Source organism: Promicromonospora sp. NPDC052451, from assembly GCF_044547525.1.
Lineage (GTDB): Bacteria > Actinomycetota > Actinomycetes > Actinomycetales > Cellulomonadaceae > Promicromonospora.
In genome coordinates this window covers 58,521-84,969 of sequence record NZ_JBIUAP010000016.1, presented here as the reverse complement: position 1 = coordinate 84,969, position 26,449 = coordinate 58,521, and the positions used below count along the sequence as shown (strand labels likewise).

At 72.8% G+C, this 26,449-nt stretch carries 24 protein-coding genes; 4 read left to right on the top strand and 20 right to left on the bottom strand.

The genetic code is table 11. The annotated features are described in order from the left end of the window. Positions 1–92: 92 nt before the first annotated feature. A complete protein-coding gene (locus ACIG47_RS23150; RefSeq protein ID WP_397433412.1) occupies positions 93–938 on the bottom strand; it encodes a helix-turn-helix transcriptional regulator in 846 nt (281 codons plus the stop codon). Between the two features lie 101 nt (positions 939–1,039). Between ACIG47_RS23150 and ACIG47_RS23145 the strand changes: the two genes are divergently transcribed. Further along, positions 1,040–1,723, top strand: coding sequence for an SDR family NAD(P)-dependent oxidoreductase (locus ACIG47_RS23145; protein WP_397433410.1), 684 nt, complete (start codon positions 1,040–1,042; stop codon positions 1,721–1,723). Between the two features lie 45 nt (positions 1,724–1,768). On the opposite strand, the gene ACIG47_RS23140 is transcribed toward ACIG47_RS23145, so the two are convergent. From ACIG47_RS23140 to ACIG47_RS23095, 10 genes are all read right to left on the bottom strand, one after another. Beyond that, entirely contained in the window at positions 1,769–3,364 is a 1,596-nt protein-coding gene (locus ACIG47_RS23140; protein ID WP_397433409.1) for a cellulase family glycosylhydrolase, read from the bottom strand. A 183-nt stretch (positions 3,365–3,547) separates the two neighbouring features. After that, positions 3,548–5,158: an FAD-dependent oxidoreductase gene (locus ACIG47_RS23135; protein WP_397433408.1), complete on the bottom strand. Its 1,611-nt coding sequence runs from the start codon at positions 5,156–5,158 to the stop codon at positions 3,548–3,550. Continuing rightward, a complete protein-coding gene (locus tag ACIG47_RS23130; protein WP_397433406.1) occupies positions 5,155–6,252 on the bottom strand; it encodes a LacI family DNA-binding transcriptional regulator in 1,098 nt (365 codons plus the stop codon). Before ACIG47_RS23130 ends, ACIG47_RS23135 begins: the two co-directional genes overlap by 4 nt. Next, positions 6,249–7,328 carry an ABC transporter ATP-binding protein gene (locus ACIG47_RS23125; protein ID WP_397433405.1) on the bottom strand — a complete coding sequence of 360 codons (1,080 nt, stop codon included), beginning with the start codon at positions 7,326–7,328 and terminating at the stop codon, positions 6,249–6,251. The genes ACIG47_RS23130 and ACIG47_RS23125 overlap by 4 nt, the downstream gene beginning before the upstream one ends. Next, complete coding sequence (locus ACIG47_RS23120) at positions 7,325–8,467, bottom strand: ABC transporter ATP-binding protein (protein ID WP_397433404.1); 1,143 nt, start codon at positions 8,465–8,467, stop codon at positions 7,325–7,327. The genes ACIG47_RS23125 and ACIG47_RS23120 overlap by 4 nt, the downstream gene beginning before the upstream one ends. Continuing rightward, entirely contained in the window at positions 8,467–9,390 is a 924-nt protein-coding gene (locus ACIG47_RS23115; protein ID WP_397433402.1) for an ABC transporter permease, read from the bottom strand. Before ACIG47_RS23115 ends, ACIG47_RS23120 begins: the two co-directional genes overlap by 1 nt. Before the next feature lie 5 nt (positions 9,391–9,395). Further along, positions 9,396–10,457: an ABC transporter permease gene (locus ACIG47_RS23110; protein WP_397410050.1), complete on the bottom strand. Its 1,062-nt coding sequence runs from the start codon at positions 10,455–10,457 to the stop codon at positions 9,396–9,398. A gap of 1 nt (position 10,458) precedes the next feature. Beyond that, positions 10,459–12,120: an ABC transporter substrate-binding protein gene (locus tag ACIG47_RS23105; protein ID WP_397433400.1), complete on the bottom strand. Its 1,662-nt coding sequence runs from the start codon at positions 12,118–12,120 to the stop codon at positions 10,459–10,461. A gap of 188 nt (positions 12,121–12,308) precedes the next feature. Then, positions 12,309–12,602, bottom strand: a complete 294-nt coding sequence (locus ACIG47_RS23100) for a barstar family protein (RefSeq protein ID WP_397410054.1) — start codon at positions 12,600–12,602, stop codon at positions 12,309–12,311. A 67-nt stretch (positions 12,603–12,669) separates the two neighbouring features. Further along, positions 12,670–12,999, bottom strand: a complete 330-nt coding sequence (locus tag ACIG47_RS23095; RefSeq protein WP_397433399.1) for a hypothetical protein — start codon at positions 12,997–12,999, stop codon at positions 12,670–12,672. A 261-nt stretch (positions 13,000–13,260) separates the two neighbouring features. Between ACIG47_RS23095 and ACIG47_RS23090 the strand changes: the two genes are divergently transcribed. Beyond that, the gene (locus tag ACIG47_RS23090) at positions 13,261–13,710 is read left to right on the top strand and encodes an SRPBCC domain-containing protein (RefSeq protein ID WP_397410058.1); all 450 of its coding nucleotides are present in this window, start codon (positions 13,261–13,263) and stop codon (positions 13,708–13,710) included. A gap of 4 nt (positions 13,711–13,714) precedes the next feature. Here the strand turns inward: ACIG47_RS23090 and ACIG47_RS23085 are convergent, their stop codons facing one another. From ACIG47_RS23085 to ACIG47_RS23075, 3 genes are read right to left on the bottom strand one after another with little or no spacing between them, the layout of a single operon-like run. After that, a complete protein-coding gene (locus ACIG47_RS23085) occupies positions 13,715–14,206 on the bottom strand; it encodes an SRPBCC family protein (RefSeq protein ID WP_397410060.1) in 492 nt (163 codons plus the stop codon). Then, positions 14,203–14,595 (bottom strand): ArsR/SmtB family transcription factor, encoded by a 393-nt coding sequence (locus ACIG47_RS23080; protein ID WP_397410062.1) that lies wholly within the window; start codon positions 14,593–14,595, stop codon positions 14,203–14,205. Before ACIG47_RS23080 ends, ACIG47_RS23085 begins: the two co-directional genes overlap by 4 nt. 31 nt (positions 14,596–14,626) lie before the next feature. Further along, positions 14,627–15,664, bottom strand: coding sequence for a LacI family DNA-binding transcriptional regulator (locus ACIG47_RS23075; RefSeq protein WP_397433397.1), 1,038 nt, complete (start codon positions 15,662–15,664; stop codon positions 14,627–14,629). Between the two features lie 182 nt (positions 15,665–15,846). Between ACIG47_RS23075 and ACIG47_RS23070 the strand changes: the two genes are divergently transcribed. After that, on the top strand, positions 15,847–18,753 hold the full coding sequence (locus ACIG47_RS23070) for a CBM35 domain-containing protein (RefSeq protein WP_397433396.1): 2,907 nt from the start codon (positions 15,847–15,849) through the stop codon (positions 18,751–18,753). Between the two features lie 88 nt (positions 18,754–18,841). On the opposite strand, the gene ACIG47_RS23065 is transcribed toward ACIG47_RS23070, so the two are convergent. The 4 genes from ACIG47_RS23065 to ACIG47_RS23050 are packed head-to-tail and all read right to left on the bottom strand — an operon-like array spanning position 18,842 to position 23,397. Then, complete coding sequence (locus tag ACIG47_RS23065) at positions 18,842–19,675, bottom strand: carbohydrate ABC transporter permease (protein WP_397433394.1); 834 nt, start codon at positions 19,673–19,675, stop codon at positions 18,842–18,844. Further along, positions 19,665–20,606, bottom strand: a complete 942-nt coding sequence (locus ACIG47_RS23060; protein WP_397433393.1) for a carbohydrate ABC transporter permease — start codon at positions 20,604–20,606, stop codon at positions 19,665–19,667. Before ACIG47_RS23060 ends, ACIG47_RS23065 begins: the two co-directional genes overlap by 11 nt. Then, positions 20,603–21,880, bottom strand: coding sequence for an extracellular solute-binding protein (locus ACIG47_RS23055; protein ID WP_397433391.1), 1,278 nt, complete (start codon positions 21,878–21,880; stop codon positions 20,603–20,605). Before ACIG47_RS23055 ends, ACIG47_RS23060 begins: the two co-directional genes overlap by 4 nt. After that, positions 21,877–23,397, bottom strand: a complete 1,521-nt coding sequence (locus tag ACIG47_RS23050; protein ID WP_397433390.1) for a sulfatase-like hydrolase/transferase — start codon at positions 23,395–23,397, stop codon at positions 21,877–21,879. Before ACIG47_RS23050 ends, ACIG47_RS23055 begins: the two co-directional genes overlap by 4 nt. 134 nt (positions 23,398–23,531) lie before the next feature. Here ACIG47_RS23050 and ACIG47_RS23045 point away from each other — a divergent pair, with 134 nt between their 5' ends. Then, a complete protein-coding gene (locus tag ACIG47_RS23045; RefSeq protein WP_397433389.1) occupies positions 23,532–24,536 on the top strand; it encodes a LacI family DNA-binding transcriptional regulator in 1,005 nt (334 codons plus the stop codon). Positions 24,537–24,546: 10 nt separating this feature from the next. On the opposite strand, the gene ACIG47_RS23040 is transcribed toward ACIG47_RS23045, so the two are convergent. Together ACIG47_RS23040 and ACIG47_RS23035 are read right to left on the bottom strand one after the other, a co-directional pair. Beyond that, a complete protein-coding gene (locus ACIG47_RS23040; RefSeq protein ID WP_397433388.1) occupies positions 24,547–25,677 on the bottom strand; it encodes a Gfo/Idh/MocA family protein in 1,131 nt (376 codons plus the stop codon). Continuing rightward, the gene (locus ACIG47_RS23035; protein WP_397433386.1) at positions 25,662–26,369 is read right to left on the bottom strand and encodes a ThuA domain-containing protein; all 708 of its coding nucleotides are present in this window, start codon (positions 26,367–26,369) and stop codon (positions 25,662–25,664) included. Before ACIG47_RS23035 ends, ACIG47_RS23040 begins: the two co-directional genes overlap by 16 nt. Between the last annotated feature and the right edge of the window lie 80 nt (positions 26,370–26,449).

The window sequence follows — 26,449 nt, the reverse complement described above, 5'->3', positions numbered from 1 at the left end:
CCGCAGATGTTTGCGGCCGGTCCGGACACGACCCTGACACGGCGCTGACACGGCGTGGGGGCGGTGTCTGCGCGGGTGTCGGCGCGCGGGAGTCAGTCGACGAGCTCCTGCGTGCCCAGCACCACCGCGAGGGCCAGCCGTTCGGCGTCGGGCGTGCCGGGTTCGGCGGTGTAGACCATGAAGCGCAGGTCGTCGGCGGTCACCACGAGCACGTCGCAGTCGAGCGCGATGCGGCCGACGGCGGGGTGGTCGACGACCTTGTGCCGGGAGGTGTCGCGGGGCAGCTCCGGGGTCTCGGACTCCCAGAGCTCGGTGAAGCGCGGGCTGGCGGCGGCGAGGTCGCGCACGAGGCGGCCGACGGCCGGGTCGGCGGGGTACCGGGCGGCGGTGAGGTGCAGGTCGGCGACGAGACGGGCCACGACGTCGGCCTCCTCGTGCGGGGTGTGCACCACGCGGCTGCCCGGTCCGGCCAGGTGCCGCCACAGCGCGTTGCGCTCGATGCCGCGCCAGCTCGTGGTGGCGCCCATGAGCGCGTCGTAGGGGGCGTTGGCGACGATCAGCGTCTGCGTGGCGTCGTAGACGGCGACGGCGGTGCCGTCGAGCCGGTCGAGCAGACGCTGCACGCTGGGCGGGATGTGCCGGGGCACGAGGTCGAGCCCGGGTGCGGCGTGCCCGGCCAGGCGGTACAGGAGGTCGCGTTCGTCGTCGGGCAGCCGCAGGGCGCGGGCGAGCGCCTCGACGACCTGGGCCGACGGCGAGACGGCCCGCCCCTGCTCCAGGCGGGTCAGGTAGTCGGCGGAGATGCCGGCGAGGCCCGCGAGCTCCTCGCGCCGCAGCCCCGTGGCGCGGCGGCGGGGTCCGCGCGGCAGGCCGACGGCCTCGGGGGCGACGGCGTCGCGCCGCCGCCGCACCATCCGGCCGAACTCCCAGGCGTCCACGGTCCCAGTGTGCGCGGGCGGGGCGGGGTTGTCCTGGCCCTGGTGGTCCTACGACAACGGGACGGCTCCCTGTCCCGCGCCGGGCGGCCGACGCTGGAGGCATGACAACGACACTGATCACCGGGGCCACGCGCGGCCTCGGCAAGGAAACGGCCCGCCAGCTCGTCGCCGCCGGGCACACCGTCTACGTGGGTGCCCGGGACGAGGACGCGGGCCGCGCGGTGGCCGCCGAGCTCGGGGCCCGCTGGGTGCGGCTCGACGTCACGGACGACGCGTCCGTCGCGGCCGCGTTCACGCGCCTCGAGGCCGAAGGCGGGCTGGACGTGCTGGTCAACAACGCCGGCATCGCCCTGCTCGCGCTGAACGGCCCGGACGCCCTGGCGGTGTTCGACACGAACGCGGTGGGCGTCGTCCGGGTCACCGAGGCGGCGTTGCCGCTGCTGCGCCGCTCGGCGAACCCGGTGGTGGTGAACGTGTCCAGCGCCCTGGGCTCGTTCTGGGCCAACCACTCCCCCGACCGCCCGGCCTCGCAGGTCTCGGCGATCGTGTACGGCGCGAGCAAGGCGGCCGTCTCCATGCTCGCGGTGCAGTACGCGCGCGCCGTCCCGGAGGTGCGGATCAACGCGGTGGAGCCCGGCTACACGGCCACCGAGCTGGGCGGGCAGCCCAACCCGCACGGCCGCCCGGTCGAGGTCAGCGCACGCACGGTCGTGCGGCTGGCGACCATCGGCCCGGACGGGCCGACGGGCACCTTCCAGGAGGACGACGGCGAGCTGGGCTGGTGAGCGGACGCCGGGCGTGCGGATCACGCGCACGCCCGGCGCGCGCCGTCAGGCCGCGCGGACCGCCACCTCGAACACGCGGGCCACGTCGGGGGTGTAGTTCGACGGGTCCGTGACCACCAGGCGCACCTGGTCGACGGCGGCGGCCGGGCCGGGCGCACTGACCAGGCCGAGCGTGTTGTCGTCGAACGCCGCCGCCTGCTGCCACCCGGCGGACGTGTGCACCTCGACGGTGAAGTCGCGCAGCACGTTGACCGAGCCACCGCCCACGAACCCGCTGTACACGTCGATCTGGTCCACGACGGTGGGCGCGTCGAGCGTGATCGTCAGGGTGGGTGTGGCGTCGCCCTCCGCCGAGAGCCAGCGGCCGGCGTTGGTGCAGTCGCCGTCCACCGCCTTGGCCGCGCCGGAGGTGCTGCTCCCGGACGACGAGGCGACCGCCGTCGCCCCCACCGCAGCATGGTCAGCGCACGGGGACGCGTACGGCTGGTCGGCGAGCCAGGCCTTGATCATGGCGCCCTGGTGCTCACCGCCGAGCAGGTTCCAGTCGTGGTCGAACATCTGGGGCTTCCAGTAGTTGTCGAAGAGCCAGGCCGTCCAGCTGATGTGCGGGCGGGCGTCGAGGTACTGGCGCAGCGGGATGCCCCAGCCCGACGTCGTGCCCTGGGTGACCACCGGGTCGGAGAACTCGCCGGGCGGGTTCCAGCCGAACTCGGTGAGGATGACGGGGATCTGCTGGGCCGCGTTGCCGAACTTGGCGTCGAGGTTGGCGGCCGTCGCGTCCCCCTGGTTGGGGTACAGGTGGTAGACGTAGGCGATGTCGGTGCCCGCGATCGGGTCGGCCGCCGCCTGGTTGACGTAGGTGCTCCACTGGGGGCTGCCCATGAGCAGCAGCGTCTCGGGCGCGACGGCCCGGATGTCGTCCACGACCGGCTGGATGTACGACTTCCACGTGGCCCAGCTCGCCGGGGCGACGGGCTCGTTGAAGACCTCGTAGATCACGTTCGGCACGTCGGCGTACAGCGGCGCCACGTAGTCCCAGAACTCCGAGACGGCGGACTGCGGCACCCCGGTGCTGCCGTAGTCGGACACGTGGTGCAGGTCCACGATGATGTAGACGCCCAGCTCGACGGCCTGCTGCACGTACGGGTCGACGTACCGGGCCACGTTCTCCTCGACGGTCAGCGAACCCCAGACCGTGACCGGCAGGCGCACCACGTCGGACTGCCAGCCGTCGGACACGGTCATGTCGATCACGTCGGAGATCGGCTTCGGGTTGCACTCGGGGCACTCGGCGTTGTGCCGCGGGGCGAGCACGGACACGCCGCGCAGCTGCACGGGGGTGCCCGACGCGTCGACGATCGTGTTGCCCGAGGTGCCGAGCCGGGAGACGGCGGCGGGAGCGGCGTCGGACGAGAGGCTGGCGGGCGCGGCCTCGGCGCGCACGACGTCGGTGGACGCCGCGCCGGCTGCCCCCGCCGCGGGGACCGCGAGCCCCAGACCCGCCACGACCAGCGCGAGCGCGGACGCGACGGCCGCGGGCCGTGCCGGCTTCCGCCGCGGTGGGCGGACGGCGGGGCGGGACACGTCGGGCGAGGGGCTGGTGGGCTGGGGCCTGCGACCCCTGAAGATGTTTCGCAGCACGATGGTTCTCCGTTCTTCGTCGAACGAGCGGTCGAGCTGGTACAAGACATGGCACAGATGAGAACAGCACAACGAGATCGGTCAGGTGCTCTGAGATCGGTCAGGTGCTCTGAGACCGGTCAATTGACCGACCGATCTCAGTGCATCGGACCGAAGTCGCTGCGTTCGGTCAGTTGCCTCCCCTCACTCGCGGTGGGTGCGGATGTCGTCGGGCCACGCGAGGGTGGTGCCGAGCGTGCCGGTCAGGAGGCGCTGGTAGTCGGCCAGCCGCGCGGGGTCGTTGCGCACCTTGCGCGGCGGTAGGCCGCGGTCCAGGCAGAACGCGACCAGCGCACCGACCGCCTCGCCGATGCCCCACTCCACGGGGTGCAGCCGGTAGCAGCCGTTCGTGATGTGCGTGGTGCCGATGTTCTTGCCCGCGGGCAGCAGGTTCTCCACCCGCACCGGCACCAGGGCGCCCAGCGGCACCTGGAACGGGTACGCCTCGATGTCCACGTAGGAGCGCCCGGCCGTGCTGGGGTGCAGGTCGATCCGGTAGCGGCCCAGGCCCACGGTGTCACCGAACACCTCGCTGCCCGCGCCGTCGGGCCGGGCCTGGACGCCCACGTGCTGCTCCGTCACGGTCAGCTCCGCCCGGATCCGCCGGGCCTCGCGGATGTACGGGGTCTTGGCCAGGCCGTCCGGTGTCCCGGTGACGTCGGGGCGCAGACGCAGGCCGGGGTAGCCCGTGCCGCCGTCGGGCCGGGGCGCGTCTGTCTGGAGCCAGTGCAGGAACGAGAACGACAGGTCGCGCGCGCCCGCGAGCGCCGATTCCCGGGCGGCGGCGTCGACGCCGGGGCCGAGCAGGGGCGCGGCCCAGTAGTCGATCTGGGGCCAGTTGACGATCGTGACGTCGCGGACGGCGCCGTCGGCGAAGTTGTCGCGGGCCAGGACCCGGCGGAAGGTCCACAGCGGGAAGTGGGCACCCCGGGCGTGGTCGGCCTCGAACAGCCGCCAGGTGCGTCGTTGCAGGGTGATGGGCACGACGTCGTCGAACGAGAGCTGCGGGCCGGGCCAGAAGGGGGCCACGGTGGTGCGCCAGTGCTCGTACCCGGCGGGGCGGTCGATCGTGTGGTCCTCGCCGGGCCGGTGCTCCAGGGCGAAGCACCAGGAGATCGCCTGCTGGTCGAGCGGGTCGGCGACGGCGGGGGCGTGCGGCTCGCCGGTCTCGTCCTGCCCTTCGGCGCCGACCACGTGCTCGACGCCCGCGAGGTCGAGCAGGTCGCCGAGCTCGGTGGCGTCCACGACGTAGTCGGCCTGGACGGTGGTCTCGGTGCCCGTGCGCGTGTCGCGCAGGGTCACGGCGTCCACCTCGTCACCGGAGGTGTGGGCCGTGACGGGCTCGTGGCACAGCAGCAGCTCGATCTGCCCGCCCGCGCGCCAGGGCGCGACCATCTCCTCCAGGACGGCGGCGGCGACGCGCGGCTCGTGGCACAGGTGGCTGACGATGCCGAGGCCGGGGTCCAGCAGCGGGTCGGCGGCGGCGCGCGGCGTCAGGGGGTAGTTGCGCCGGTAGTAGTCGCGCACGCGGCGGCGCAGCTCGGCGTAGCCGGGCGGGGCGTAGCGCTCCTCGATCCAGGTGTGCTCGTCGGGCGGCACGGCCTGGGCGGTGAGCTGACCGCCGAGCCACTCGGTGGGCTCGGTCAGCACCACCCGCCGGCCCAGCCGGGCCGCGGTCAGCGCGGCGGCCACGCCGCCCATGCCTCCGCCGACGATCAGCACGTCGGTCTTGCGCTCTCTCGTCCCCGCGCTCATCCGGCGTTCCCCTTCGTCGGTGCTGATGGTCTGGCCGGCGGCGCGGCCACGGTCTCGCCCTCGACGACGACGCACTCCACGAGTACGTCCGCCACCGGCTCGCCGGGTTGGTCGAGCATGCCGACGAGCGTGTCGATGGCGAGGCGGCCCACCTCGCGGCGCGGGATCTGCAGGCAGTCCCAGCGCACGGCGGCGTCGGGTCCGACGCCTTCCAGGACGGCGACGGAGACGTCGCGCGGGATGGTCAGCCCGCGCGCCGCGAGCCGCTCGGCGAGCGGGTTGGCCAGCCACTCGGCGTCGGCGACCACCGCGGTGACGCGGCCGTCGGCCACGGCGTCGAGCCATGCCGTGCCCGGCCCGGCGGTGTCGAGGCCCGCGCCCTCCAGGCCCGGGCTCGCCGGCGACACGTCCCGCAGGCCCCGCCGCGCGACGGCGGACTCGTAGCCCCGCCGGCGGTCCGCGTAGGACTCCTCGTCGATGCCGGCGCGCAGGTAGCCGATCCGCTCGTGCCCGAGGTCGGCCAGCCGGTCGACGATGGCGGCGGCGGCCGACTCGTAGTCGGGCACGACGCACGTGATGCGGGTGCCCGGCACCTCGCGGCGGCCGATGTGCACGAAGGGGTACCCGTCGGCCTCCAGCCGGGCCAGCTCGGCGCGGTCGGCGGCCACGCCGAGCAGCACCGCGCCGTCGGCCACGTTGAGGCGGTTGACGCCGTCCCGGTAGACGCGGCGCCGACCGTCGCTGCCGCCGGTGGAGGTGAACAGCACCAGGTCGTGGTCGATCTCCTCGGCGCGCTCCTCGATGCCGAGCAGGAACTCGAAGTAGAAGTCCTCGCGCGCCCGCGGGAACACCGCCTCGAAGGTGTGCACGCCGAGCAGGCGGTTGCGGCCGGTGCGCAGCTTGCGGGCCGTCGGGTTGGGCACGTAGCCCAGCTCCTTGATCGCCTCCTGGATGCGCCGCACGGTGGCCTCGGGGATCCGCGCGGCGTCGGTGTCGCCGCCGATCACGCGGGACACGGCGGACTGCGAGACGCCGGCCAGGCGGGCGACGTCGGACTGGCGGGGCGCCCGGGCGCGGCGCGGGGTGGTGGTCACTCGTTCTCCTGGGTGGGCTCTGACGGCTCCGGCGTGGTGCGGCCGGCGGCGTGCAGCCAACAGCGGGCCCAGCGCCCGTCGCCGAGGTCGGCGCGCGGCGGGGCCTGCGTGCGGCACACGTCCATGGCGAACGGGCAGCGCGGGTGGAACCGGCAGCCGGGCGGCGGGTCGATGAGGCTGGGCGGCTCGCCCAGGCCGTCGGCGTCGGCGTCGAACAGCGCCTCCCGGTCGCGGCCGCCGCGCCCGGGGTCGGGCGACGAGTCCACGAGCAGCCGGGTGTAGGGGTGCTGCGGGTCGGCGATGACCTGCTCCTTGGGCCCGCCCTCGACCATCTCGCCCGCGTACATGACCACGACGTCGTCGCACAGGTAGCGGGCGCTGGCGATGTCGTGCGTGATGTAGAGCAGCGCCAGGCCGTCCTCGGTGCGCAGCCGGTCGAGCAGGTTGAGCATCTCCAGGCGGATGGACACGTCGAGCATCGAGATGGGCTCGTCGCCCAGCAGCACCTTGGGCTCCACGGCCAGGGCGCGGGCGATGACGACGCGCTGGCGCTGCCCGCCGGAGAGCTCGTGGGGGAACTTGTCGGCGTACTGCTCGGCGGGCGTCAGGGCCACGCGCTCCAGCAGCTCCCGCACCCGCCGGTCCAGCTCCGCCTTGCCACGTACCCCGTGGTGCAGCGTGAGGGGACGCTCCAGGTTGTGCCGTACGCGGTGCAGCGGGTTCAGGGAGCCGAACGGGTCCTGGAAGATGAGCTGGACGTCCTTGTGGTAGCCGCGCTCCACGCGCCCGCGGCGCTGCCGCACCGGCACGCCCTCCAGGGCGATCTCGCCGCTCGTGGGCGCGTAGAACCCGGCGAGCAGCCGGGCCAGCGTCGTCTTTCCGCTGCCCGACTCCCCCACCAGCGCCACGACCCGGCCGCGGTGCAGGTCGAGCGTGGCGCCCTCGACGGCGCGCACCACGGACCGGGCGCCGACGGCGGAGCGCACCGTGAAGTGCCTGGTCACGTCGACGGCGGACAGCACGGGTGGTTCCGGCGCGGCGACAGGGGCCGACGGCGCGGGGGTGGTCGCGGTCATGACGCTCCTCCTTCGGTCCGGACAGCCGCCGGGTCAGGTGCCGAGTCAGGTGCCGAGTCAGGTGCCGGGCCGGGTCTCGCGGCCGGCTCGTGCAACCGGCACGCGACGGCGTGCCCGCCCTCCGCCGTCCGCCCGAGGGTGACCAGCTCCGGCCGGTGCGTGTCGCACCCCTGGAACCGAGCCGCGCACCGCGGGTGGAACGGGCAGCCCGACGGCGGACGACGCAGGTCGGGTGGCGTGCCCGGGATCCCGGTGAGCCGCGTCAGGGGCGCGTGCAGCGGCGGGAACGAGTCGCGCAGGCCGCGGGTGTACGGGTGGCGCGGGTCGTCGTAGAGCTCCCGCGCGGTGCCGAGCTCCACGATCCGCCCGGCGTACATGACGGCGATACGGTCGGCGAGCTCCAGCAGCAGCGACAGGTCGTGCGTCACGAAGACGACGGCGAACCCGAGCGTGCGCCGCAGCCGCAGCACCTGCGCCAGGATCTGCCGCTGCATGACGACGTCGACAGCGGTGGTCGGCTCGTCCATGACCACGAGCTCCGGCCCGCACGCGAGCGCCAGCGCGATGCTGGCACGCTGGCGCATACCGCCGGACAGCTCGTGCGGGTAGCTGCGCGCCCGGTCGCCCGAGATGCCGACCGTGGCGAGGAGCTCGGCGGCGCGCGCCCAGGCGGCGTCCTTGGTGAGGGTCCGGTCGTGGGTGCGCAGGGCGTCGGCGAACTGCGCACCGAGCCGCATCACGGGGTTGAGGGCGTCCATGGCGCTCTGCAGCACGATCGACAGGGACGTCCAGCGCAGCGCCCGCAGCGCCCTGGGGCTCGCGGTGACCAGGTCGATCGCGGGGCCGCCGTCGCGCGGGTGGAACACGATGCTGCCCGCTGTCGTGACGGCGGGCGGGCGCTGCAGCCTCGTGAGAGCCGTGATCAGGGTGGACTTGCCGGAGCCGGACTCGCCCGCGACGCCCAGGATCTCGCCGCGGCGCAGCGTGAAGGTGACGTCGGCGCAGGCGCGCACGGGGGCGCCGTCGGTCACGTACTCGACGGTGAGGCCGGAGACGTGCAGGACGTCGCCGTCCGCTCCCCGCGCGGAGGTGGTCCCGGCGTCGGACCGATCGGTGTCGGGCACGAACTGGGTGACCATCAGGCATCGCTCCCTACGGTGGTCTCGGCGGCGGTCGTCTCGGCAGCACGGTCGTGGGCACGGCGCACCACGGAGCGCCGCACCGTGCGCAGCTTGGGGTTGGCCAGCTCGTCGACGCCGAAGTTCACCAGCGTCGCGGCCGTCGCGACCAGCGCGATGCACAGCCCCGGCGGCACGAACCACCACCACATGCCGCGCAGCACGGCGCTCTGCTGCTGGGCGGCCTGGATCATGGTGCCCCAGCTGATCGCGCCGGAGTCGGAGATCCCGAGGAAGGCGAGTCCCGCCTCGGCCATGACGCCGCCGATGACGCCCGAGAGGAACATCGCGGCGATCCAGCCGGTCAGGTGCGGCAGCACCTCGTGGAACAGGAGCCGGTGGTGCGGCTCGCCGAGGGTGCGCATGGCGAGCACGAAGTCGCGGTTGCTCACGCTCATGGCCTGCGCGCGGATGGTGCGGGCGCCGCCCGACCAGCCGAAGAAGCCGATGATCAGCGCGATCACCCACAGCCCCGTGCCCTGCATGTAGCCGGCGACGATGAGGATCAGCGGCAGCACGGGCATGACGATGAACAGGTTGGACAGGAAGTTGAGCCAGGCGTCGGTGCGGCCGCCGAAGTACCCGGCGGGCAGGCCGACGAGGATCGCGAGCGCCGTGCCGATCACGGCCGAGAGGAACCCGACGAACAGGGAGCCTCGGGCACCCTCGATGGTCTGGGCCAGCACGTCCTGGCCGAACTGGGTGGTGCCGAGCCAGTGCTCGGCGCTGGGCGGCTGCCCGATGGCGGTGAGGTCGTTGGCGCGCGGGTCGAGGCCGGGGATGCTCGCCGTCAGCCACGGGCCGAGGATCGCCAGGAGCACGAAGAATCCGATGACCGAGAGGCCGACGCGGACCTTCCATCCCTTCAGCAGTCCCGTTCTCATCGCACTCACCCCTGTTCCCGGATGCGCGGGTCGAGCACCACGTACAGGGAGTCGGCCAGGAGGTTGGCGAGGAGCGTCGCGAGCGTCACGATCAGGAAGACCCCCTGCATCATCGGGTAGTCGCGCTTGGTGAGGGACTCGAACAGCAGGTAGCCGATGCCCGGGTAGCTGAACACGGTCTCGGTCAGCAGCGCCCCGCCGATCACGCCGCCGAGCGCCATGGCGAACCCGGTGAAGCTCGGCAGCATGGCGTTGCGGGCGGCGTACCGCAGGATCACCCGGCCGCGCGAGAGGCCCTTGGCCTGGGCGAGCAGCACGTAGTCCTCCCGCACGGTGGTGACGGTCATGTTCCGCATGCCGAGCAGCCAGCCGCCGAACGCGGAGAACACGATGGTGGCGGCGGGCAGTGCCCCGTAGTGCAGCACCGAGGCGAGGAAGGGCAGGTTGAACCCCTCGGCGAGGTTCGCGTCGTAGCCGCCGGACAGCGGGAACCAGCCGAGCACGAACCCGAACACCCACAGCGCCAGCAGCGCGACCCAGAAGTACGGTACGGACGACAGGAACGCCGTCAGCGGCGTGAGGATCGAGTCGAGCCGGCTCCCGGCCTTCCACCCGGCGACGACGCCGAGACCGGTGCCGAGCACGAACGCCAGGACGGTGGTGGTGCCGACCAGCAGGAGTGTCCACGGGAGTGCCTGGAGCACGAGCTCGCTCACCGGCACGGGGAAGTTGACGACGGAGACGCCCAGGTCGAACCGCGCGAGCTGGCCCAGGTACCCGGCGAACTGCTCGCCGAGGTTCTGGTCCGGGTCACCGAAGATCGCCCGGATGCTCTCCAGGGTCTCGGGCGGCACCTGCTGTCCGCTGACGCGCTGCAGCTCCTCCACGATGGCGGACGACGGGTCGCCCGGCATGAGCCGCGGCAGCAGGAAGTTGAGCACGATCGCAGCGGCGGCCGCCGCGGCGTAGAACCCCAGCCGGCGCAGCAGGAACCCCCAGCGGCGCACGGCCCGCACCGCGGCCGTCGGTGTGGGTGGCGCCGACGTGGGCGCCTCCGTCGTCGTCATGTCAGTCCTCCGCCGGCTCGAGGTCGAGCAGCGTGAGGATGAGGTCCGGACCGAGCCCCACCATCGGGATGTGGTCGAAGTCGTCCGGTGTGGGCCAGCCCTGCCAGCGGGAGGCGTTGATCTGCACGAAGTAGAAGTTGTCGTACAGCGGGCTGAACGGCACCTGGTCCACGACCAGCCGCTGCATCCGCAGGCCCAGCTCCTTGAGCTCGGCCTCGTCGTCCGTGCTCTCCATCGCGTCGATGATCTCGTCGGCCTCGTCGTCGGACCAGCGGCCCTGGTTGAGCGTGGCCGACTCCCCCTCCGGCACCACGAAGTCGCTGTCCAGGAAGTTGTAGACGCCGTACACGCCGGCCCCGCCCGTGGAGGCGGCCGTGATGTCGAAGCTGCCGAGGTTCATCGCGTCGTAGTACCCCGCGGTGGGCTGCCCGGCGGGCTTCACCTCGAGGCCCAGGGCGTCGCGCCAGCCGTTGATGAGGATGTCGGCGTAGCTGCCCCACGCCCAGTCGTTGTTGAACAGGATGCTGGGCCGGTAGCTCTCGCCGTCCTTGACCAGGGCGCCGTCCTCGACGGTCCAGCCGCCGCCGGCGAGCTCCGCCCGGGCCGCGTCGGCGTCGACCGGCCACGGCTCCGTGAGCTCCGGGTCCACCCAGTCGGCGTAGACCGTGGCGTTCAGGCCGGTGGGCCCCGCCTCGGTCCCGGGGCGCTGCAGCGTGGTCGTGATGGCGGTGCGGTCCATGGTCATGGCCAGCGCGCGGCGCACGTGGACGTCGTCGAACGGGGGCCGGCCGGCGTTGAACATGGCCGACATGGCGCCGCCGTTCGGGTAGAGCTGGTACAGATGGTGCTCCGGGTCCTGGGCCGTGAACTCCTGCTCGCCGCCTGCCCACGAGCCCTGCGCGATGTCGATGTCCCCGCGCAGGAGCTGCGCCTTGGCGGCGTCCTGGCTGGTGGGGATGATCTTGTACGTGGACATGGGCAGCGCGCCGCCCCAGTAGTCGTCCCGGGCGGTGAGCGTGACCTGCTGGGGCTTGAACTCCGCCAGGGTGAACGGTCCGGTGCCGACCGGCTCCGGGTTGGTCCAGGTGTTGAGGTCCTGGTCGCGCCAGATGTGCTCGGGCACCATCGGCAGCAGGATGTTGGCGAACTGCTTCACGGTGGCGAACGACGGCTCGGCGAACGTGACGGTGAACGTGAGGTCGTCCACCTTCTCGGCCTTCTCGTAGGTGACGCCTGCGATCGAGAACTCCGGCTGCTCGATCGGCAGGTTCAGCGAGAAGACGGCGTCGTCCGCGGTGAACGGCTCGCCGTCCGAGAAGGTGACGCCGTCGCGCAGGTGGACCGTGAGCGTGGTGCCGGCGTCGTCGAACTCCCAGCTCTCCGCGAGCCAGGGCTCGACCACGGCGCCGTTGCTGTAGTCGACGCGCATGAGCGGCTCGTAGACCAGCTCCATGTTGGGCGCCTTGTCGACCGCGGGGCCCACCACGTTGTAGTTGTGGACGAACGTGGTGCCGCCGTCCGTCTTGCCGTAGACCATCGTGTCGTCGCGTCCGCCCGCGGTCTCCTCGCCGGACGTCGAGCCGCCCGCACAGGCCGAGGTGAGCAGGACGACGGCGACGGCCAGCGCTGAAACGCGCCGTCCGAACGATCGTGCGTGTCCCATGCCAGATCCCTTCCGCTTCGTCGAGGTAGGTCAGTCTGCTCATACGTATGAGCATCGGTTCGCGGCGATGCGGAGGGTTGCTCCTACGTATGAGCGAGGACATTAGGGGCGTGCGGGGTGGGGTGTCAATGGGTCTCGGCCGGGCGAACACCGTGCACCGCGACGGACGCTCGCGGACCGGTACACGCCTAACGCAGCTCGAACTCGAACCGTTCGACCCACCCGAGGTCGAGGTCCTGCCGGGCCACGTCCCTCAGCACTGCCACGATGTCGTCGAAGAGGTCGGCACCGAGCCGTGACCTGCTCGTCGCGGAGTCCAACCAGATGATCCTCAGCGGCCGGTCCACGTCGGTCGAGAGCCGATCATGCAGAGCGGCCAGATTTCGCCCGTACCAGGGCCCGAGATCCAGCTGCTCCGCCAGTACCCGATGGACGTCGGACTCCGTCGTGACCGAACGTCCTTCGATGCGTATCTCCGCCATGCTCACCGCCCCCGTCACTGGATGAACGTCTCGGCATGTCCGCCCGTGCTGCGTGAGCGTCCGGTGCCTACGACCCGGCCCGCCCCCGCCGGGCCGCCCGCACGTCGAGCTCGGCCTCGTGGATCGCCCGCTCCAGCGCCTCGGCCACCTGGCCTGCGACGTCGCGCAGCAGCCGCGCCTTGTGCAGCGCGTTCCGTGCCTCGGCCGGGGTGTCGGCGTCGAGGTCGATCGTGACGACGCGACCGCAGTCGGCGACGGAGAGGCGCGCGCTGACGCGCCTTCCGCGCTCGTCCGGGTCGAAACCGGGCTCGACGGTGATGTCAGCCAGCGCGTACGCGCCGGCGTGGTGGCCGCGCAGGTTCAGGAAGGTGCGGCGGTAGAAGCGTCGGAACGCCATGGGTACCTCGTCTCAGGACAACTCCCGCCTGAGTGGGCGGGGTCGGTACCCGCCCCATGACCCGCCGGATGCTCGCACCATGCCCGCCACCCTACGCACACGGCATCCGTGCGCGCACCGGTTTTCGCACGGCGGCGCCGGCCCGCCGCGCACGACGCCGCCGCCGCCGGCCCGCCGCCATGCGCCCCGCCGATTCCCAGGCACCATAGGGATACGGCACACGAGCCCAGCCCCATCCGGACCGCGCCACGGAGGACACCGATGACCACCGAGACCCCGCGTCACACCGCCACCGCGACCACCCACATCGCGGAGCCGCCCGAGCGGGTCTGGGCCGAGCTCACCCATCCCGGGGCACGGTGGATGCTGGGCGCCAACGTCGAGACCGACTACCGGCCCGGCAGCCCCATCACCTTCGAGGGACACTTCTTCGGCCGGGTCTTCGCCGACAAGGGCACCGTCATCGCCGTCGACCGCCCGCGCCTGCTGCACTTCACGCACTTCGCGCCGCTGAGCGGGCTCGACGACGTGCCCGAGAACTACCACGAGATCCGCATCGAGCTCGTGGCGGACGACGGCGGCACGCGCGTCACCGTGGTCCAGGACAACATCGACACGGCACACCACGCGTCCGCCGCCGAGGGGCACTGGAAGGACGCCCTGGCCACGCTCGCCCACCGCGACGACGGGACGGGCAACACCCACTGGTGAAAGGTCAGCCCGCCAGCGCCGCGTACCGCGCGCTGAGGGGCACGTAGTCGGCGTCGAAGTCGCCGAGGTCCGGCAGCTCGCCACCCTCGACGGCGGCGACCAGGCGGTTCAGGTACCACTCCCAGCCGGGTCCGGTCTCCGACAGGGTCTTCGGGTCGAGCTCCATCTGGCGCAGGGTCAGCGTGGTGCCGCCCTCCACCTCCGCCAGCTCGGCGCGCAGGCGCCAGTGCCCGTACTCGTCGACGGCGCTCACCGCCAGCAGGTGCGGCGCCTCGCAGGCGTGGACCTGGAACTCCGTCGGGTCCGCCGGCTCGGCCTCGGCGGTCATCGTCACCAGCACCCGGCCGGTCGACGGGTCGCCCGTCCAGGTGCCGAACCAGCGGGCCAGGCGGTCCGGGTCGGTGACGCTCCCCCAGACGTCCTCGATCGGCGCCCTGAACCGGCGCACCAGCACCAGCGTGCGCCCGTCGTCCTCCAGCTCTCCGGTCAGGTTCATGCGATCCGCTCCTTCGTGGTCGTGGTACCTGGTGTGGGGGCCGTGCCGGCTGCAGACGTCCCCCGGCGGCGGTCGCGCGCCGCCCGGCGCACCTCGGTGTCCAGCCCGTCGAGGTGGCCGGCCGAGACGGGTGCCCGCCGCGCGGCGAGCGCGCCCAGCAGGTCACGCACCTCCGCCAGCGGGCCGGGGTCGAGCGTGTAGCGCCGCTCCCGGCCGTCGTCGGTGCCCCGCACCAGCCCCGCATCGCTCAGCACGCGCAGGTGCTTGCTGATCGCCGGGCGCGACACCGCGTGCCCGGCCGCGAGGTCCACCACGCGCGCCGGACCCGCGGCCAGCCGCAGCAGCAGGTCACGGCGGATCGGGTCGGCGAGCGCTGAGAAGACGTCCACCCCCTAATGGTAACCGACCGGTTACCATTCGTCAGGATCCGGGCGGCGCCACCGAGCCACGCTCCACCAGCCGCACACCGAGCGAGACCGGCGCGGCACCGGGCCCGGCCACGCCCTGCGACCGCCCGGCCCCGCGCTCGATCTCCTCCAGCACGATGCGCGACGCCTCCGCCACCTTCGCGGGCATGTCCTGCGCGATCGTGGTCAGCCCCGGCGTGGTGTACGCGCCGAAGTCGAGGCCGTCGAACCCGATCACCGACACGTCGCCGGGCACCGACCCGCCCGCCTCCGCGATGCCCGCCATGATGCCGACGGCGAGGTGGTCGGCCGTCGCGAACACCGCCGTCACCCCGGGGTGGTCCCGGCGCAGACGCACGCCGAGGCGCCGTCCGTCCTCGAACGAGGTGAGCACCTCGACGGCCCGGACGCCGCCCGGTTCGAGACCCGCCTCCAGGCACGCCTCGCGGAAGCCCGCCCAACGCCGGCCCACCACGCCCATGCCCTGGTAGGGCGGTCCGGCGAAGAGGACCCGCCGGTGCCCGGCGTCGGCCAGGCGTGCCCCGGCGAGGCGCCCGCCCCGGTGGTCGTCGCTGCGCACGCCGACGACGCGGGGGTTGGCCGAGTAGCTGTCGATGGCGACCAGCGGCACGGTGTCGACGCGCAGCCTGTCGACCTGCTCGTCCGGGAACTCGACCAGCACCACGCCGTCGAGCGACCAGCCGCGCACGGTCTGCGCCACCTGGTCCTCGTGCTCGATCCCGCGCAGCAGCACGTGGTAGCCGTGGTGCCGCAGGTGGGCCTCCATGCCGCCCACGACGGCGACGGTGTGCGGGCTGACCAGCAGGCTGTTGTTCTCCCCCACCGGCACCAGCGCGGCCACGATGTGCGACCTGCTCGCCGCGAGGCTGCGCGCCGGGATGTTCGGCACGTAACCGAGCCGGGCGGCGATACCGAGGACTCTCTCGATCGTGGCGGGCGAGACACGGGCGCGCTTGCCGTTCATCACGTTCGAGACGGTCATCACGCTGACGCCGGCCTCGTCCGCGATGTCGCTGAGCTTGACGGTCACGCGGCCCTCTCTCGTCGATGGTCCCTGCCGACATCCTAGGGACGCCCTTGACCGCGCGGCAGGAGGCGCCGTACCGTCGCACCGCAAAGTTTACCGCTAAACCTTCCGGTCCCGGCGACGACGCCGCGGCCTCCCCGCACGACGGGCGCACCGCGGCGCCCGCGACGAGACGGAGCGACAGCATGACACCCACCCTGACGACATGGCGCAGACGCCTGGCCCTGCTGGCGGCCCTCGCGCTCGCCGGCACCACCCTCGTGGCGGGCGCCGCCCCGGCGGGCGCCGCGACCACGCGGTACCAGGCCGAGCAGGCCGCCCTGTCGGGCGGCGCCGTCGTCGCCACGGAGCACGCCGGCTACACCGGCACCGGCTTCGTCGGCGGCTACACCGACGGCAACAAGGGCACCGCGACCAGCACGTTCGCCGTGACCGCGGCGACGTCGGGCCCGCACACGCTGGCCCTCCGGTACGCCAACGGCACCGGCTCGGCCAAGTCCCTCACGCTCCTGGTGGACGGCGCCGCGCAGCAGGTGACCCTGCCCGCGACCGCGGGCTGGACCACCTGGGCCACGCAGAGCACGGTCGTCACGCTGTCCGCGGGCAGCCACTCGATCGCGTACCGGTTCGGCTCCGGCGACTCGGGCAACGTGAACCTCGACGCCCTCGACGTCAGCGACTCGGGCGGAAGCAGCGGCGCGGACTACGGTCCCGGACCCACGTTCGAGGCGGAGGCCGCGACCCTCGCGGGCGGCGCCGTGACCGCCACGGACCACACCGGGTTCTCCGGCAGCGGGTTCGTGGGCGGGTTCACGGACGGCAACGCCGGCTCGGCGTCGGTCACGTTCAAGGTGCAGGTCACCGCGGCGGGAGCCAAGGACCTCACGGTCCGGTACGCGAACGGCACCGGCTCGGCCCGGACCCTCTCGCTGTACGACGGCGGCACGCGCCTGACGCAGCTGTCCCTGCCCGCGACCGCGAGCTGGGACACGTGGGGCACCGTGACGCACACCGCGACGCTGACCGCGGGCAACCACGACCTGCGGCTGACGTACGCCTCGGGCGACAACGGCAACGCGAACATCGACAAGCTCGACGTCTCGGCGAACGTGCCGCCGCAGCCCGCCGGCCCGGGCGAGGCCGAGGACGCATACCGCTCCGGGAACGCGGCGGTTGCGAGCGCCACCGGCGGCTTCACGGGCGCGGGCTACGTCGGCGGCTTCACGACGGCGGGGGCGCGCGTGCTGCGCACGGTCCAGGCCGGTTCGGCGGGCACCGCGACCGCCACGTTCCGGTTCGGCACGCCCGCGGGCGGGCGCACCCTCGACCTGCTGGTCAACGGCCGGGTCACGGGCCAGGTGAGCTTCGCCGCGGGCAGCGGGTGGCGCACCGTGACGGCGAGCGTGCCGCTCCGGGCGGGCGTGAACACGGTGGGCGTGCGGGCCGCGAGCGGCGGCGCCGACGTGCTGCTGGACAGCATCGCCGTCTCGGGTGAGACGGACCTCGCGGCGCGCGGTGCGTCGACGTCGTACACGCAGTACGAGGCCGAGGCAGGCACGACGACCGGAACCAGGCTGGCGCCGTCGCGCACCTACGGCACGGTGCAGGCCGAGTCGAGCGGGCGCAGCGCGGTGCGGCTGGACGCCGTCGGCGAGAAGGTGGACGTGACGCTGACCGCCCCGGCGAGCGGGGTCGTGGTGCGCTACTCGATCCCGGACGACGCGGCCGGGACCGGGCAGACGTCGCCCCTGGCGGTGTACGCGAACGGGACCAAGCTGAAGGACGTGACGCTGACGTCGGCGCACGCCTGGCAGTACGGCGAGTACCCGTTCCACAACGACCCGTCCCTCGGCGCCGCCCACCGGTTCTACGACGAGCTGCGGTTCGAGATCCCGGAGCAGGCGGCCGGGACGGTGCTGTCGCTGCGGAAGGACTCAGGCGCCGTGGCGCACATCGACGTCGACCTGGTCGAGGCGGAGCGGGTCGCGGCAGCGCTCACCGCGCCCGCGGGCGCGGTCTCGATCACGGCGCACGGCGCGACGTCGGGCGGGGGCGACGACACGGCGGCCATCACGGCGGCGGTCGCCGCCGCAAAAGCGGCGGGCGTGCCGGTCTGGATCCCCGCGGGCACCTTCCACGTGAACGACGCGATCCGCGTCGCGGGGGTGTCGGTGCTGGGTGCCGGCCCGTGGCACTCCGTGATCGTGGGCACCGGCAGGGCGGGCGGCTTCTACGCGACCGGCGGCGGCGTCACCATCGCGGACGTCGCGGTCTTCGGCTCGGCCACGGTCCGCGAGGACGCCGAGGGGCAGGCCGCGATCGAGGGCGACTTCACGAGCGAGTCCCTGCTGCAGAACATCTGGGTGCAGCACACCAAGGTGGGGCTGTGGGTGCGGCCGGGCTCGCGCGACGTGCTCGCGGTCGGGCTGCGCGTGCGCGACACGTACGCCGACGGCGTGAACCTGCGCTCGGGCGTGACCAACGCGCAGGTGACCCAGTCGACGTTCCGCAACACGGGCGACGACTCGCTGGCCATGTGGTCGGACGGCGCCGCCGTCAGCGGCAGCGTGTTCTCCTTCAACACCGTGCAGGCCCCGGCGCTGGCGAACGGCCTGGCCGTGTACGGCGGCGGGGGCGGCAACCGGGTCGAGGACAACCTCGTGGCCGACACCGTCAACGCGGCGGCGGGCATCGCGGTCAGCACCCGGTTCGGCGTTCCCTTCACGGGCACGACGACGGTGGCGCGCAACACGCTGACCCGCACCGGCAGCCGCGAGCCGAACTGGCCGGCCGAGCTCGGCGCGCTGTGGGTCTACGCCGACGTGCACGCCATCGACGCGCCGATCGTGATCCGGGACATGACCATCCAGGACAGCACGTACGCGGGCGTGCTGATGTCGTGGCAGAAGTCGATCCAGCAGGTCAGCCTCGACCGGGTGAACATCACCGGCTCGGGCACCTACGGCATCGAGCTGCATGCCGCGGGGCAGGCGTCGTTCGCGAACACGACCGTGTCCGGCTCGGGGACGGCGGGGCTGCTGAACGACATGGGGTTCGTGCTGGACCGGCAGGGCGGGAACTCGGGGTTCTGATCCCTTGATCCCGGGGGCGGCCCGGGCCCCGTTGCGGGCCCGGGCCGTTCCGTGTGTCCGGAGGTCGGCTCGCCAGGACGACGTCGGGCTACTTGCCGCCGGTCGTGGCGATCCCCTGGACGATGTACCGCTGGCCGAGGAGGAACACCACGAACACCGGGACCAGGCTGACGACCGACATCGCGAACAGCGGCCCCCAGCTGCTGGCGCTGGTCGAGTCGACCAGCGAGCGCAGCGCGACCGACGTGCTGAACATGGCCGGGTCGGTGAGGTAGATGAGCTGGGTGAAGAAGTCGTTCCAGGTCCAGATGAACGTGAAGATCGTGGTGGTCACCAGGGCCGGGCGCATGAGCGGCAGCAGGATCTGGGCGTAGATCCGGAAGAACCCGGCGCCGTCGATCCGGGCGGCCTCGTCGAGCTCGCGCGGGATGCCGCGGATGAACTGGACCATGAGGAACACGAAGAACGCGTCCGTGGCGAGCAGCTTGGGCACGATGAGCGGCCAGAACGTGTTGACCCAGCCGAGCTGGGAGAAGATCACGTACTGCGGCACGATCACCACGTGGATGGGCAGCATGATGGTCAGCAGCATGATGCCGAAGAACACCCGCCGTCCGCGGAACCGCAGCCGGGCGAACGCGTAGGCCGCCATGGAGCAGGAGACGAGGTTGCCGACGATGGCGCCGAGCGCGATGAGGCTGGAGTTGACCAGGTAGCGGCTGAACGGGAGCCCGGCACTGTCCCAGCCCTCGACGAAGTTGGCGAGGTCGTCGCCCGCCGGCCACAGGCCGGGCGAGGTGAAGATGTCCGGCTCGTCGCGCACGGCGCTGACGAGCATCCAGGCCAGCGGGTAGGTCATCGCCAGCCCGATCAGGATGACGACGAGGTGCTTGGTCGCGGTCTTGAGCGTGTCAGTCGTCATAGAACACCCAGAATCGTGAGGCCCAGAAGTTGATGGCGGTGAAAGCGGCGACGATCACCAGCAGCACCCAGGCCATGGCGGACGCGTACCCCATCTGGAAGTTGCCGAATCCGGTCTGGTAGAGGTACAGCGTGAAGAACATCGTCGAGTCGGACGGTCCGCCGGTACCGCCGGACACGATGAAGGCCTGCGTGAACGCCTGGAAGGCGTGGATGATCTGCAGCACCACGTTGAAGAAGATGATCGGCGTGATCATCGGCAGGGTGATCCGCGCGAACCGCGCCCAGCGCCCGGCGCCGTCCACGGCCGCCGCCTCGTAGAGCGAGACGGGCACCTGCCGCAGGCCGGCCAGGAAGATGACCATGGGGGCGCCGAACGTCCAGACGTTCAGCACCACGAGCGTGCCGAGCGCGGTGTCGGGGTCGGCGACCCAGGCGGGGGCGTCGTGCACGCCGAGCAGCGCGAGCCCCTGGTTGACCAGGCCGTCCGCGCCGAACAGCCGCCGCCACAGCACGGCCACGGCCACGGACCCGCCCAGCAGCGAGGGCAGGTAGTACACCGACCGGTAGAAGGCCAGGCCGCGCATCCCCCGGTTGAGCACCACGGCGATGCCCAGGGCGGCGGCGAGCTGGAGCGGCACGGAGACGAACACGTAGGCGAAGGTGACGCCCAGCGAGTTGAGCAGGCGTTCGTCGTCGAGCATCTGCACGTAGTTGTCCAGGCCGAGGAACTCGGGCGGCTGGAGCAGGTTGTAGTCCGTGAGCGAGACGTAGAGCGAGGCCACCATGGGACCGGCCGTGATGAGCACGAGGCCCGCGAGCCACGGCACCAGGAAGAGGTAGGCGGCACGCTCCTCCTTGCGGGCGGCCTCGCTCAGCACCTCCGAACCGCCCTGCCTGCGCAGCGTGCGCAGCTCGCCGAGCGCGCTCATCGCAGCACCCGCGCGGCCTGCTCGAAGAACTCGGTGGCGGCGGCCGAGACGGTCGCCTCGCCGAAGCCGATGTCCTGGTCGAGCTTGACGAACAGCGTGAGCAGCTCGTTGTAGCCCAGCGGCCAGGCCGGGGGCGCGGGCGGGACGGAGCCCGCGATGCGGCCCACGTAGTCGACGGCGCGCTGCTCGGCGGACCCGGCGTCCAGGTCCAGCAGGCCGATGGCGCGCTGCGACGGCGGCACGCCGAGCACGATGCCGAGCGTGCGGATCGCGTCGTCGTCGTTCACGAGGAAGTCGATGATCCGGGCCGCCTCGTCGGGCTGCGAGCTCGTGGACGCGATGGACCAGAAGTCCAGGCACTTGACGAACAGGCCCGAGCTGCCGGTTCCGGCGGTGGGCGGCGTCAGGATGTCGAGGGGGCCGTCGAGGAACGGCTGCACGAACGCGACCTGCTGCACCCAGCCGAAGCCCACCGCCGTGGTGCCCTTGGCCAGCGGCCAGGTGTCGAAGCCCGCGACCTCGGCCGACACGGCCGCCGGGGGCGCACCCCGGTTCGCCCGCAGGTCGTCCCAGTAGGCCCACCACTCCTCGAGCACGCCCTGGTCGAACGCGAGGTCGGAGCCGTCCGGCGTGAACATCTCGGTGCCGTGCTCGCGCACGTACGACTCGAAGAGCTGGAGGCTGCCGCCCTGGTCCATGGACCCGTAGACGTCGTCGCGCGCGGCGCCGACCTCCTTGGCCCAGGTGCCGAAGTCGGCCCAGGTCCACGTCTCGTCGACGTCGGGCACGCCGAGCGCCGCCACCAGGTCGCGGTTGACGAAGGCGGCGTTGGCGATGGAGCTCTGGCTGATGCCGTAGTAGGTGCCGTCGATCCGGGCGCTGTCGGCGATGTCGGGGGCCATGTCGTCGATGTGGATCGCCGAGCCGAGGTAGGCCGACAGGTCGGTCAGGGCGCCGCGGTCGGCGTAGTCGGCGAGGTAGCTCATCGACATCCGCATCACGTCGGGCGCGGAGCGGCCGGCCGTCTGCGTCGCGAGGCGGTCCCAGTAGTCGTCGAACGCCGAGAACTGGGCCACGACGTCCACGTCCGCGTGCTTGCGGCCGTAGAGGCGGACGAGCTCCTGCATCGCCTCGTGGACGGGGTCTCCCCCGTACCAGCTCAGGCCTGGTCTGCCCGGCGGCGAGCCGGTGGGGCGGCAGGCCGCGAGGGACGCCGCCGCGAGCCCGGCCAGGGTCACGCCCAGGAGCTGGCGGCGGGTGAGGTCGGGGGTCATGCGGTGGCTCCGTCCGGGTCGAAGGCCCAGTTGTGGGGCGCGCGCTTGGCCGTGTACGCGCCGGCGGGCAGCTCGTCCTGCGCGCGGAGCATCCACTGCGTCAGGCGCCACAGCAGGTCGGCGCGGTCGGCGGCGTGGGCGGGGTCGTGGAACAGGTCGTGCACCTCGGCCGGGTCGGCGGCGAGGTCGTACAGCTCGCCGCTGCCGTCGCTGTGCACGATGAGCTTGAGGTCGCCGCGCCGCAGCATCCGCGAGCGCCCGCTCTGGGTCACGGTGTTGAGCTCGTCGAACGTGCGGCCCTCGTACGGGAAGTGCAGGGGCGGGCGTTCGTCGGCGCGGTAGGTGAGACCGCCGAAGCCGCGTTCGGCGTAGAGGTCGTCGAACTCGGGTGACGTGCGCCCGGGGTCGAGCAGGAGGGGTGCGAGGCTGCGGCCGGTGGCGCCGTCGGGGACGGCGGAGCCGACCAGCTCGGCGACGGTGGGCAGGATGTCCACGATCGAGACCAGCTCGGCGCGGGTGCGGGCGGCGACCGGGCCGCCGCTGAAGAAGAACGGGATGCGCATGAGCACCTCCGGCATGCCGGCGCCCTTGCGCTGCAGGCCGTACTCGGCCACGTAGTCGCCGTGGTCGCTCACCATGATGACCAGCACGTCGTCGCCGAGCGTGGTCCAGACGTGCTCCATGAGCCGCCGCACCTGGTCGTCCAGGAGGCGCAGCTGGCCGCAGTAGTTGGCGCGGTAGCGGGCGCGCTCGTCGTCGTAGCCGGGGCGCTTCTCCTCGGTGAGCTCCTGGAGCCAGGCCCAGTGCCCGCCCTTGGCACGCGCGACCTCCGGTCCGTGCAGGCGCTCCGGGATCTGCTCGGCCGGGAACATGCTGAAGTACGGCTCGGGCACCTGGTAGGGGTTGTGGGGCTCGGGGAAGGAGACCCACAGGAACGTGGGCACGGACGGGTCGGTGCCCGAGATCTCGTCCATGGCGTCGGACACGATGCGGTACGGGAGCGAGGCCTCGAGCGGGAAAGGGGTGGGCTCGTGGGCGACGCCGTGGTCCAGCTCGTCGAGCCACCGGTCGAACGCCTCGTGCTGCGGGTTCCGCTCGGGTCCGTCGGTGTGGAAGTAGGGCCCCCGGTAGGCGTCGAAGTCGTCCGGACCGCGGTGCATGTGCGGCTTCCCGGCGAACACCCGCCGGTATCCCGCCTCGCCCAGCACGTCGAGCAGGTCACGGTCGTAGGACGCCGCCTCGGCGGTGCTGTTCTGGGTCACCCGGTGGGCGGACGGGAACCGGCCCGTCAGGAGGCTCTCCCGCGCGGGCACGCACAGCGGCGAGCTGGTGTAGCCGCGCTGGAAGTCGGTCCCCTGCTCCGCGAGGTGGTCCAGGAACGGGGTCGTGTCGAGGGGGAACCCGGCACGGGCCGAGAGGTCGGCCCGGTGCTGGTCGGTCATGATCAGCACGATGTGGGGTGCCGCCGCCGGCGTGCCGACCCGCCGTGCCGCACGCGGCGCAGGAACCTCTCGCATGGTGCCTCTCCTTCGAGTCCCCGGCCCCGGGAAACGGTCCGGTCGCAGCCTTGCCTCGATGCAAGCCGTCGGGGCGAGACCTTATCCAGTAGGCTTGCCTCGATGCAATATCTCGATGCCACAGGGAGGTCGCATTGGGCCGGCGCGAAGACGTCGCACGCCTCGCCGGAGTCTCCGCGCGCACGGTGTCGAACGTGGTCAGCGGTACCGTCAACGTCGCTGCCGACACCCGCCAGCGGGTGCTCGCGGCCATCGAGGAGCTCGACTACCGGCCGAGCGAGATCGGCCGGATGCTGCGGTCGGGCCGCACCGGCATGGCCGCGCTGGTGGTCCCGGACCTCGACAACCCCTACTTCGCGGAGCTCGCCCGCACGCTCATCGAGGCCGCCCGGCACCAGGGCTACACGCTCATGATCGAGCAGACCGACGGCGTCCGGGAGCGCGAGCGGGAGCTGCTCGCGCGGGCGGACACCAAGGCGATCTTCGACGGTCTCATCGTGAGCCCCCTCGGGCTCACCGACGACGACCTGTCCCGGTCGTCGCGCACGCAGCGGCCCGTGGTGCTGCTGGGCGAGGAGTCCCACCCCGGCTTCGACCACGTCCACATCGACAACTTCGCGGCCGCACGCACCGCCGTCGAGCACCTGCTGGCGACCGGTCGCCGGCGTGTGGTGGCCGTCGGCGCGCAGCGCACCGGGGAGTCGTCGAGCTCGCTGCGGCTGGCCGGCTTCGAGGCCGCGATGGGCGCGGCACCCTCGGCGTCGGGCGACGTCGCCTACGTCGACTCGTTCACCCGGCGCGGCGGGGCCGAGGCGACGCGGGCCCTCCTGCGCCGCGGCGTCCTGCCCGACGCCCTGTTCTGCTTCTCCGACCTGCTCGCGCTCGGCGCCCTGCGCGCCCTGCACGACGCCGGGATCTCCGTGCCCGAGCAGGTCGCCGTGGTGGGCTTCGACGACATCGAGGACGGGCGCTACGGCAACCCCAGCCTCACGACGATCTCGCCGGACAAGGCGGCGATCGCGCAGGCCGCGATCGACGCGCTCGTCCGGCGGATCGGCGGCGACGACGGCGAGGCGGTGCGCGTCATCGCGCCGCACCGCCTCGTCGTCCGCGAGAGCACCGGGGTGCGTGCCGGCTAGCCGGGCCCGCTCAGCGCGGCACGTCCGACAGCGGCGCGTCCCGCAGCGGCAGGTCCGACTGCGGCAGGTCCGACAGCGGCACTGCCGCGGGCCGCTCGCACCGGCTCTCGACGGGCACCGTCGTGCCGCTGCCGGCCGACTCGAGCAGCGCCGTCATGATCTCCAGCACGTGGTACGCGAGCTCGCCGCCGGCCCGCGGGGGCACGCCGTCCGGCGTCGTCGCGAGGTCGGCGACACCGTAGCCGCGCCCGGCGTCGCGGTAGCCGGCGCTCGGCGGCAGGGTCACCCAGGAGCCGCCCAGCTCGTGCAGCTCGACGTCGCCGTCGAACTGGTTGGGGTCAGGCACCACGAGCGAGCCGGTCTGCCCGTGCACCTCGATGTTCGACGCGCGCGTCGCGACCGAGTCGAAGCTCATCACCAGGGTCGACAGCGCGCCGGAGACGTGCCGCAGCACGCCCGTCACGTGCGTGTCGACGTCGACCGGCACGGTCTGGCCGGCCCGCGGGCCCGAGCCGATCGTGCGTGTCGCACGGGTGTGGCTCGCGGCTCCCACCACCGACTCGACCGGGCCGAGCAGCGTGACCAGCGTGGTCACGTAGTACGGCCCCATGTCGAGCAGCGGCCCGCCACCGGGCTGGTAGTAGAAGTCGGGGTTCGGGTGCCAGCGCTCGTGGCCGGGCGTCGTCATGGTCGCGGTGGCCGCGACCGGCAGCCCGATCACGCCGTCGTCGATCGCCTTGCGCGCCGTCTGGACGCCCGTGCCGAGCACCGTGTCTGGTGCGCAGCCCACGCGCACCCCGGCCGCGCGGGCGGCGTCGAGGACCGCGCGCGCCTCGGCGGGCGTGGCCGCCAGGGGCTTCTCGCCGTAGACGGACTTGCCGCCGGCGATGGCCCGGAGGGCGACCTCGGCGTGGGCGGCGGGGATGGTCAGGTTCAGCACGAGGTCGACCTCGGGGTCGTTCACCAGCTCGTCCACGGTGAGCGCGCGAACGCCCTGCTCGGCGGCCACGGCCGCCGCCCGGGCGGCGTCCAGGTCGGCGACGGCGACGAGCCGCACGGCCGCCAGCCGCTCGAAGGTGGACAGGTACTGGCCGGCGATCGCCCCGACCCCGACGATCCCGACGTTCAGCGGCTGGCCCACAGGATGCCCCTCTCGATGACGGTGCGGACGTTCGGGTCCTGGACGACGGCGAGCTCGTGGCCCGGCGTCGAGACGAAGACGCGGCCCTCGCCCCACTGCCGCGTCCAGATCGCCGGGCAGGTGACCGGCCGGTGCCACGGGTCGAAGTCGCGCGCGGCGAGCGTCGTGGTCGCCAGCACGTCGTTGTACTCGTCGGTCAGCACCCAGTACTGCTCGGTCGTCAGCTCGAAGTCGCCGATCCCGGCGACGATCGGGTGGTCGGCCCGCTCGGGCACGATCTCGATCGTGTGCCGCACGAAGTTGTCGGCCGCCTCCCCCGCCAGCTCCTCGCGGGGCGCCCGCGGCGGGTGCGCCGCGAACTGCCCGCCGACGAGCTGCAGGTAGTCGGAGCTGTTGCGGTAGGAGTCGGCGATGCCGCCGTGCCACCCCGCCAGCCCCGTGCCGCTCGCCACGGCGGCCATCAGCCCGCGCAGCTCGTCGGTCTCGATCGTGCTCATCGTGTTCGTCTGGACGATCAGGTCCACGCCGGCCAGGTAGCCGGCGTCGGCGTAGACCGCCGTCGTGTCCTCGACGCGGACGTCGTAGCCCTGCTCGGTCAGGAACGGGATGAACGCGTCGGTCGTCTCGACGGGCTGGTGGCCCGTCCATCCGCCGCGCACGATCAGCGCCCGCTTCTCCATCGAAGTCGCCATCTACCGCTCCACTCCACAAGTTGCGCAACATACGGACCCTCTGGGTGCCGCACCTCTTGATACATGAGGACTTTTGCCGT

What these genes read in the sequence shown, in the direction of transcription:
- ACIG47_RS23145 (WP_397433410.1), top strand. Translation starts at nt 1,040, where the DNA reads ATGACAACGACACTGATCACCGGGGCCACGCGCGGCCTCGGCAAGGAA.
- ACIG47_RS23135 (WP_397433408.1), bottom strand. Translation starts at nt 5,158, where the DNA reads ATGAGCGCGGGGACGAGAGAGCGCAAGACCGACGTGCTGATCGTCGGC.
- ACIG47_RS23125 (WP_397433405.1), bottom strand. Translation starts at nt 7,328, where the DNA reads ATGACCGCGACCACCCCCGCGCCGTCGGCCCCTGTCGCCGCGCCGGAA.
- ACIG47_RS23120 (WP_397433404.1), bottom strand. Translation starts at nt 8,467, where the DNA reads ATGGTCACCCAGTTCGTGCCCGACACCGATCGGTCCGACGCCGGGACC.
- ACIG47_RS23115 (WP_397433402.1), bottom strand. Translation starts at nt 9,390, where the DNA reads ATGAGAACGGGACTGCTGAAGGGATGGAAGGTCCGCGTCGGCCTCTCG.
- ACIG47_RS23110 (WP_397410050.1), bottom strand. Translation starts at nt 10,457, where the DNA reads ATGACGACGACGGAGGCGCCCACGTCGGCGCCACCCACACCGACGGCC.
- ACIG47_RS23105 (WP_397433400.1), bottom strand. Translation starts at nt 12,120, where the DNA reads ATGGGACACGCACGATCGTTCGGACGGCGCGTTTCAGCGCTGGCCGTC.
- ACIG47_RS23100 (WP_397410054.1), bottom strand. Translation starts at nt 12,602, where the DNA reads ATGGCGGAGATACGCATCGAAGGACGTTCGGTCACGACGGAGTCCGAC.
- ACIG47_RS23095 (WP_397433399.1), bottom strand. Translation starts at nt 12,999, where the DNA reads ATGGCGTTCCGACGCTTCTACCGCCGCACCTTCCTGAACCTGCGCGGC.
- ACIG47_RS23090 (WP_397410058.1), top strand. Translation starts at nt 13,261, where the DNA reads ATGACCACCGAGACCCCGCGTCACACCGCCACCGCGACCACCCACATC.
- ACIG47_RS23085 (WP_397410060.1), bottom strand. Translation starts at nt 14,206, where the DNA reads ATGAACCTGACCGGAGAGCTGGAGGACGACGGGCGCACGCTGGTGCTG.
- ACIG47_RS23070 (WP_397433396.1), top strand. Translation starts at nt 15,847, where the DNA reads ATGACACCCACCCTGACGACATGGCGCAGACGCCTGGCCCTGCTGGCG.
- ACIG47_RS23065 (WP_397433394.1), bottom strand. Translation starts at nt 19,675, where the DNA reads ATGACGACTGACACGCTCAAGACCGCGACCAAGCACCTCGTCGTCATC.
- ACIG47_RS23060 (WP_397433393.1), bottom strand. Translation starts at nt 20,606, where the DNA reads ATGAGCGCGCTCGGCGAGCTGCGCACGCTGCGCAGGCAGGGCGGTTCG.
- ACIG47_RS23055 (WP_397433391.1), bottom strand. Translation starts at nt 21,880, where the DNA reads ATGACCCCCGACCTCACCCGCCGCCAGCTCCTGGGCGTGACCCTGGCC.
- ACIG47_RS23050 (WP_397433390.1), bottom strand. Translation starts at nt 23,397, where the DNA reads ATGCGAGAGGTTCCTGCGCCGCGTGCGGCACGGCGGGTCGGCACGCCG.
- ACIG47_RS23035 (WP_397433386.1), bottom strand. Translation starts at nt 26,369, where the DNA reads ATGGCGACTTCGATGGAGAAGCGGGCGCTGATCGTGCGCGGCGGATGG.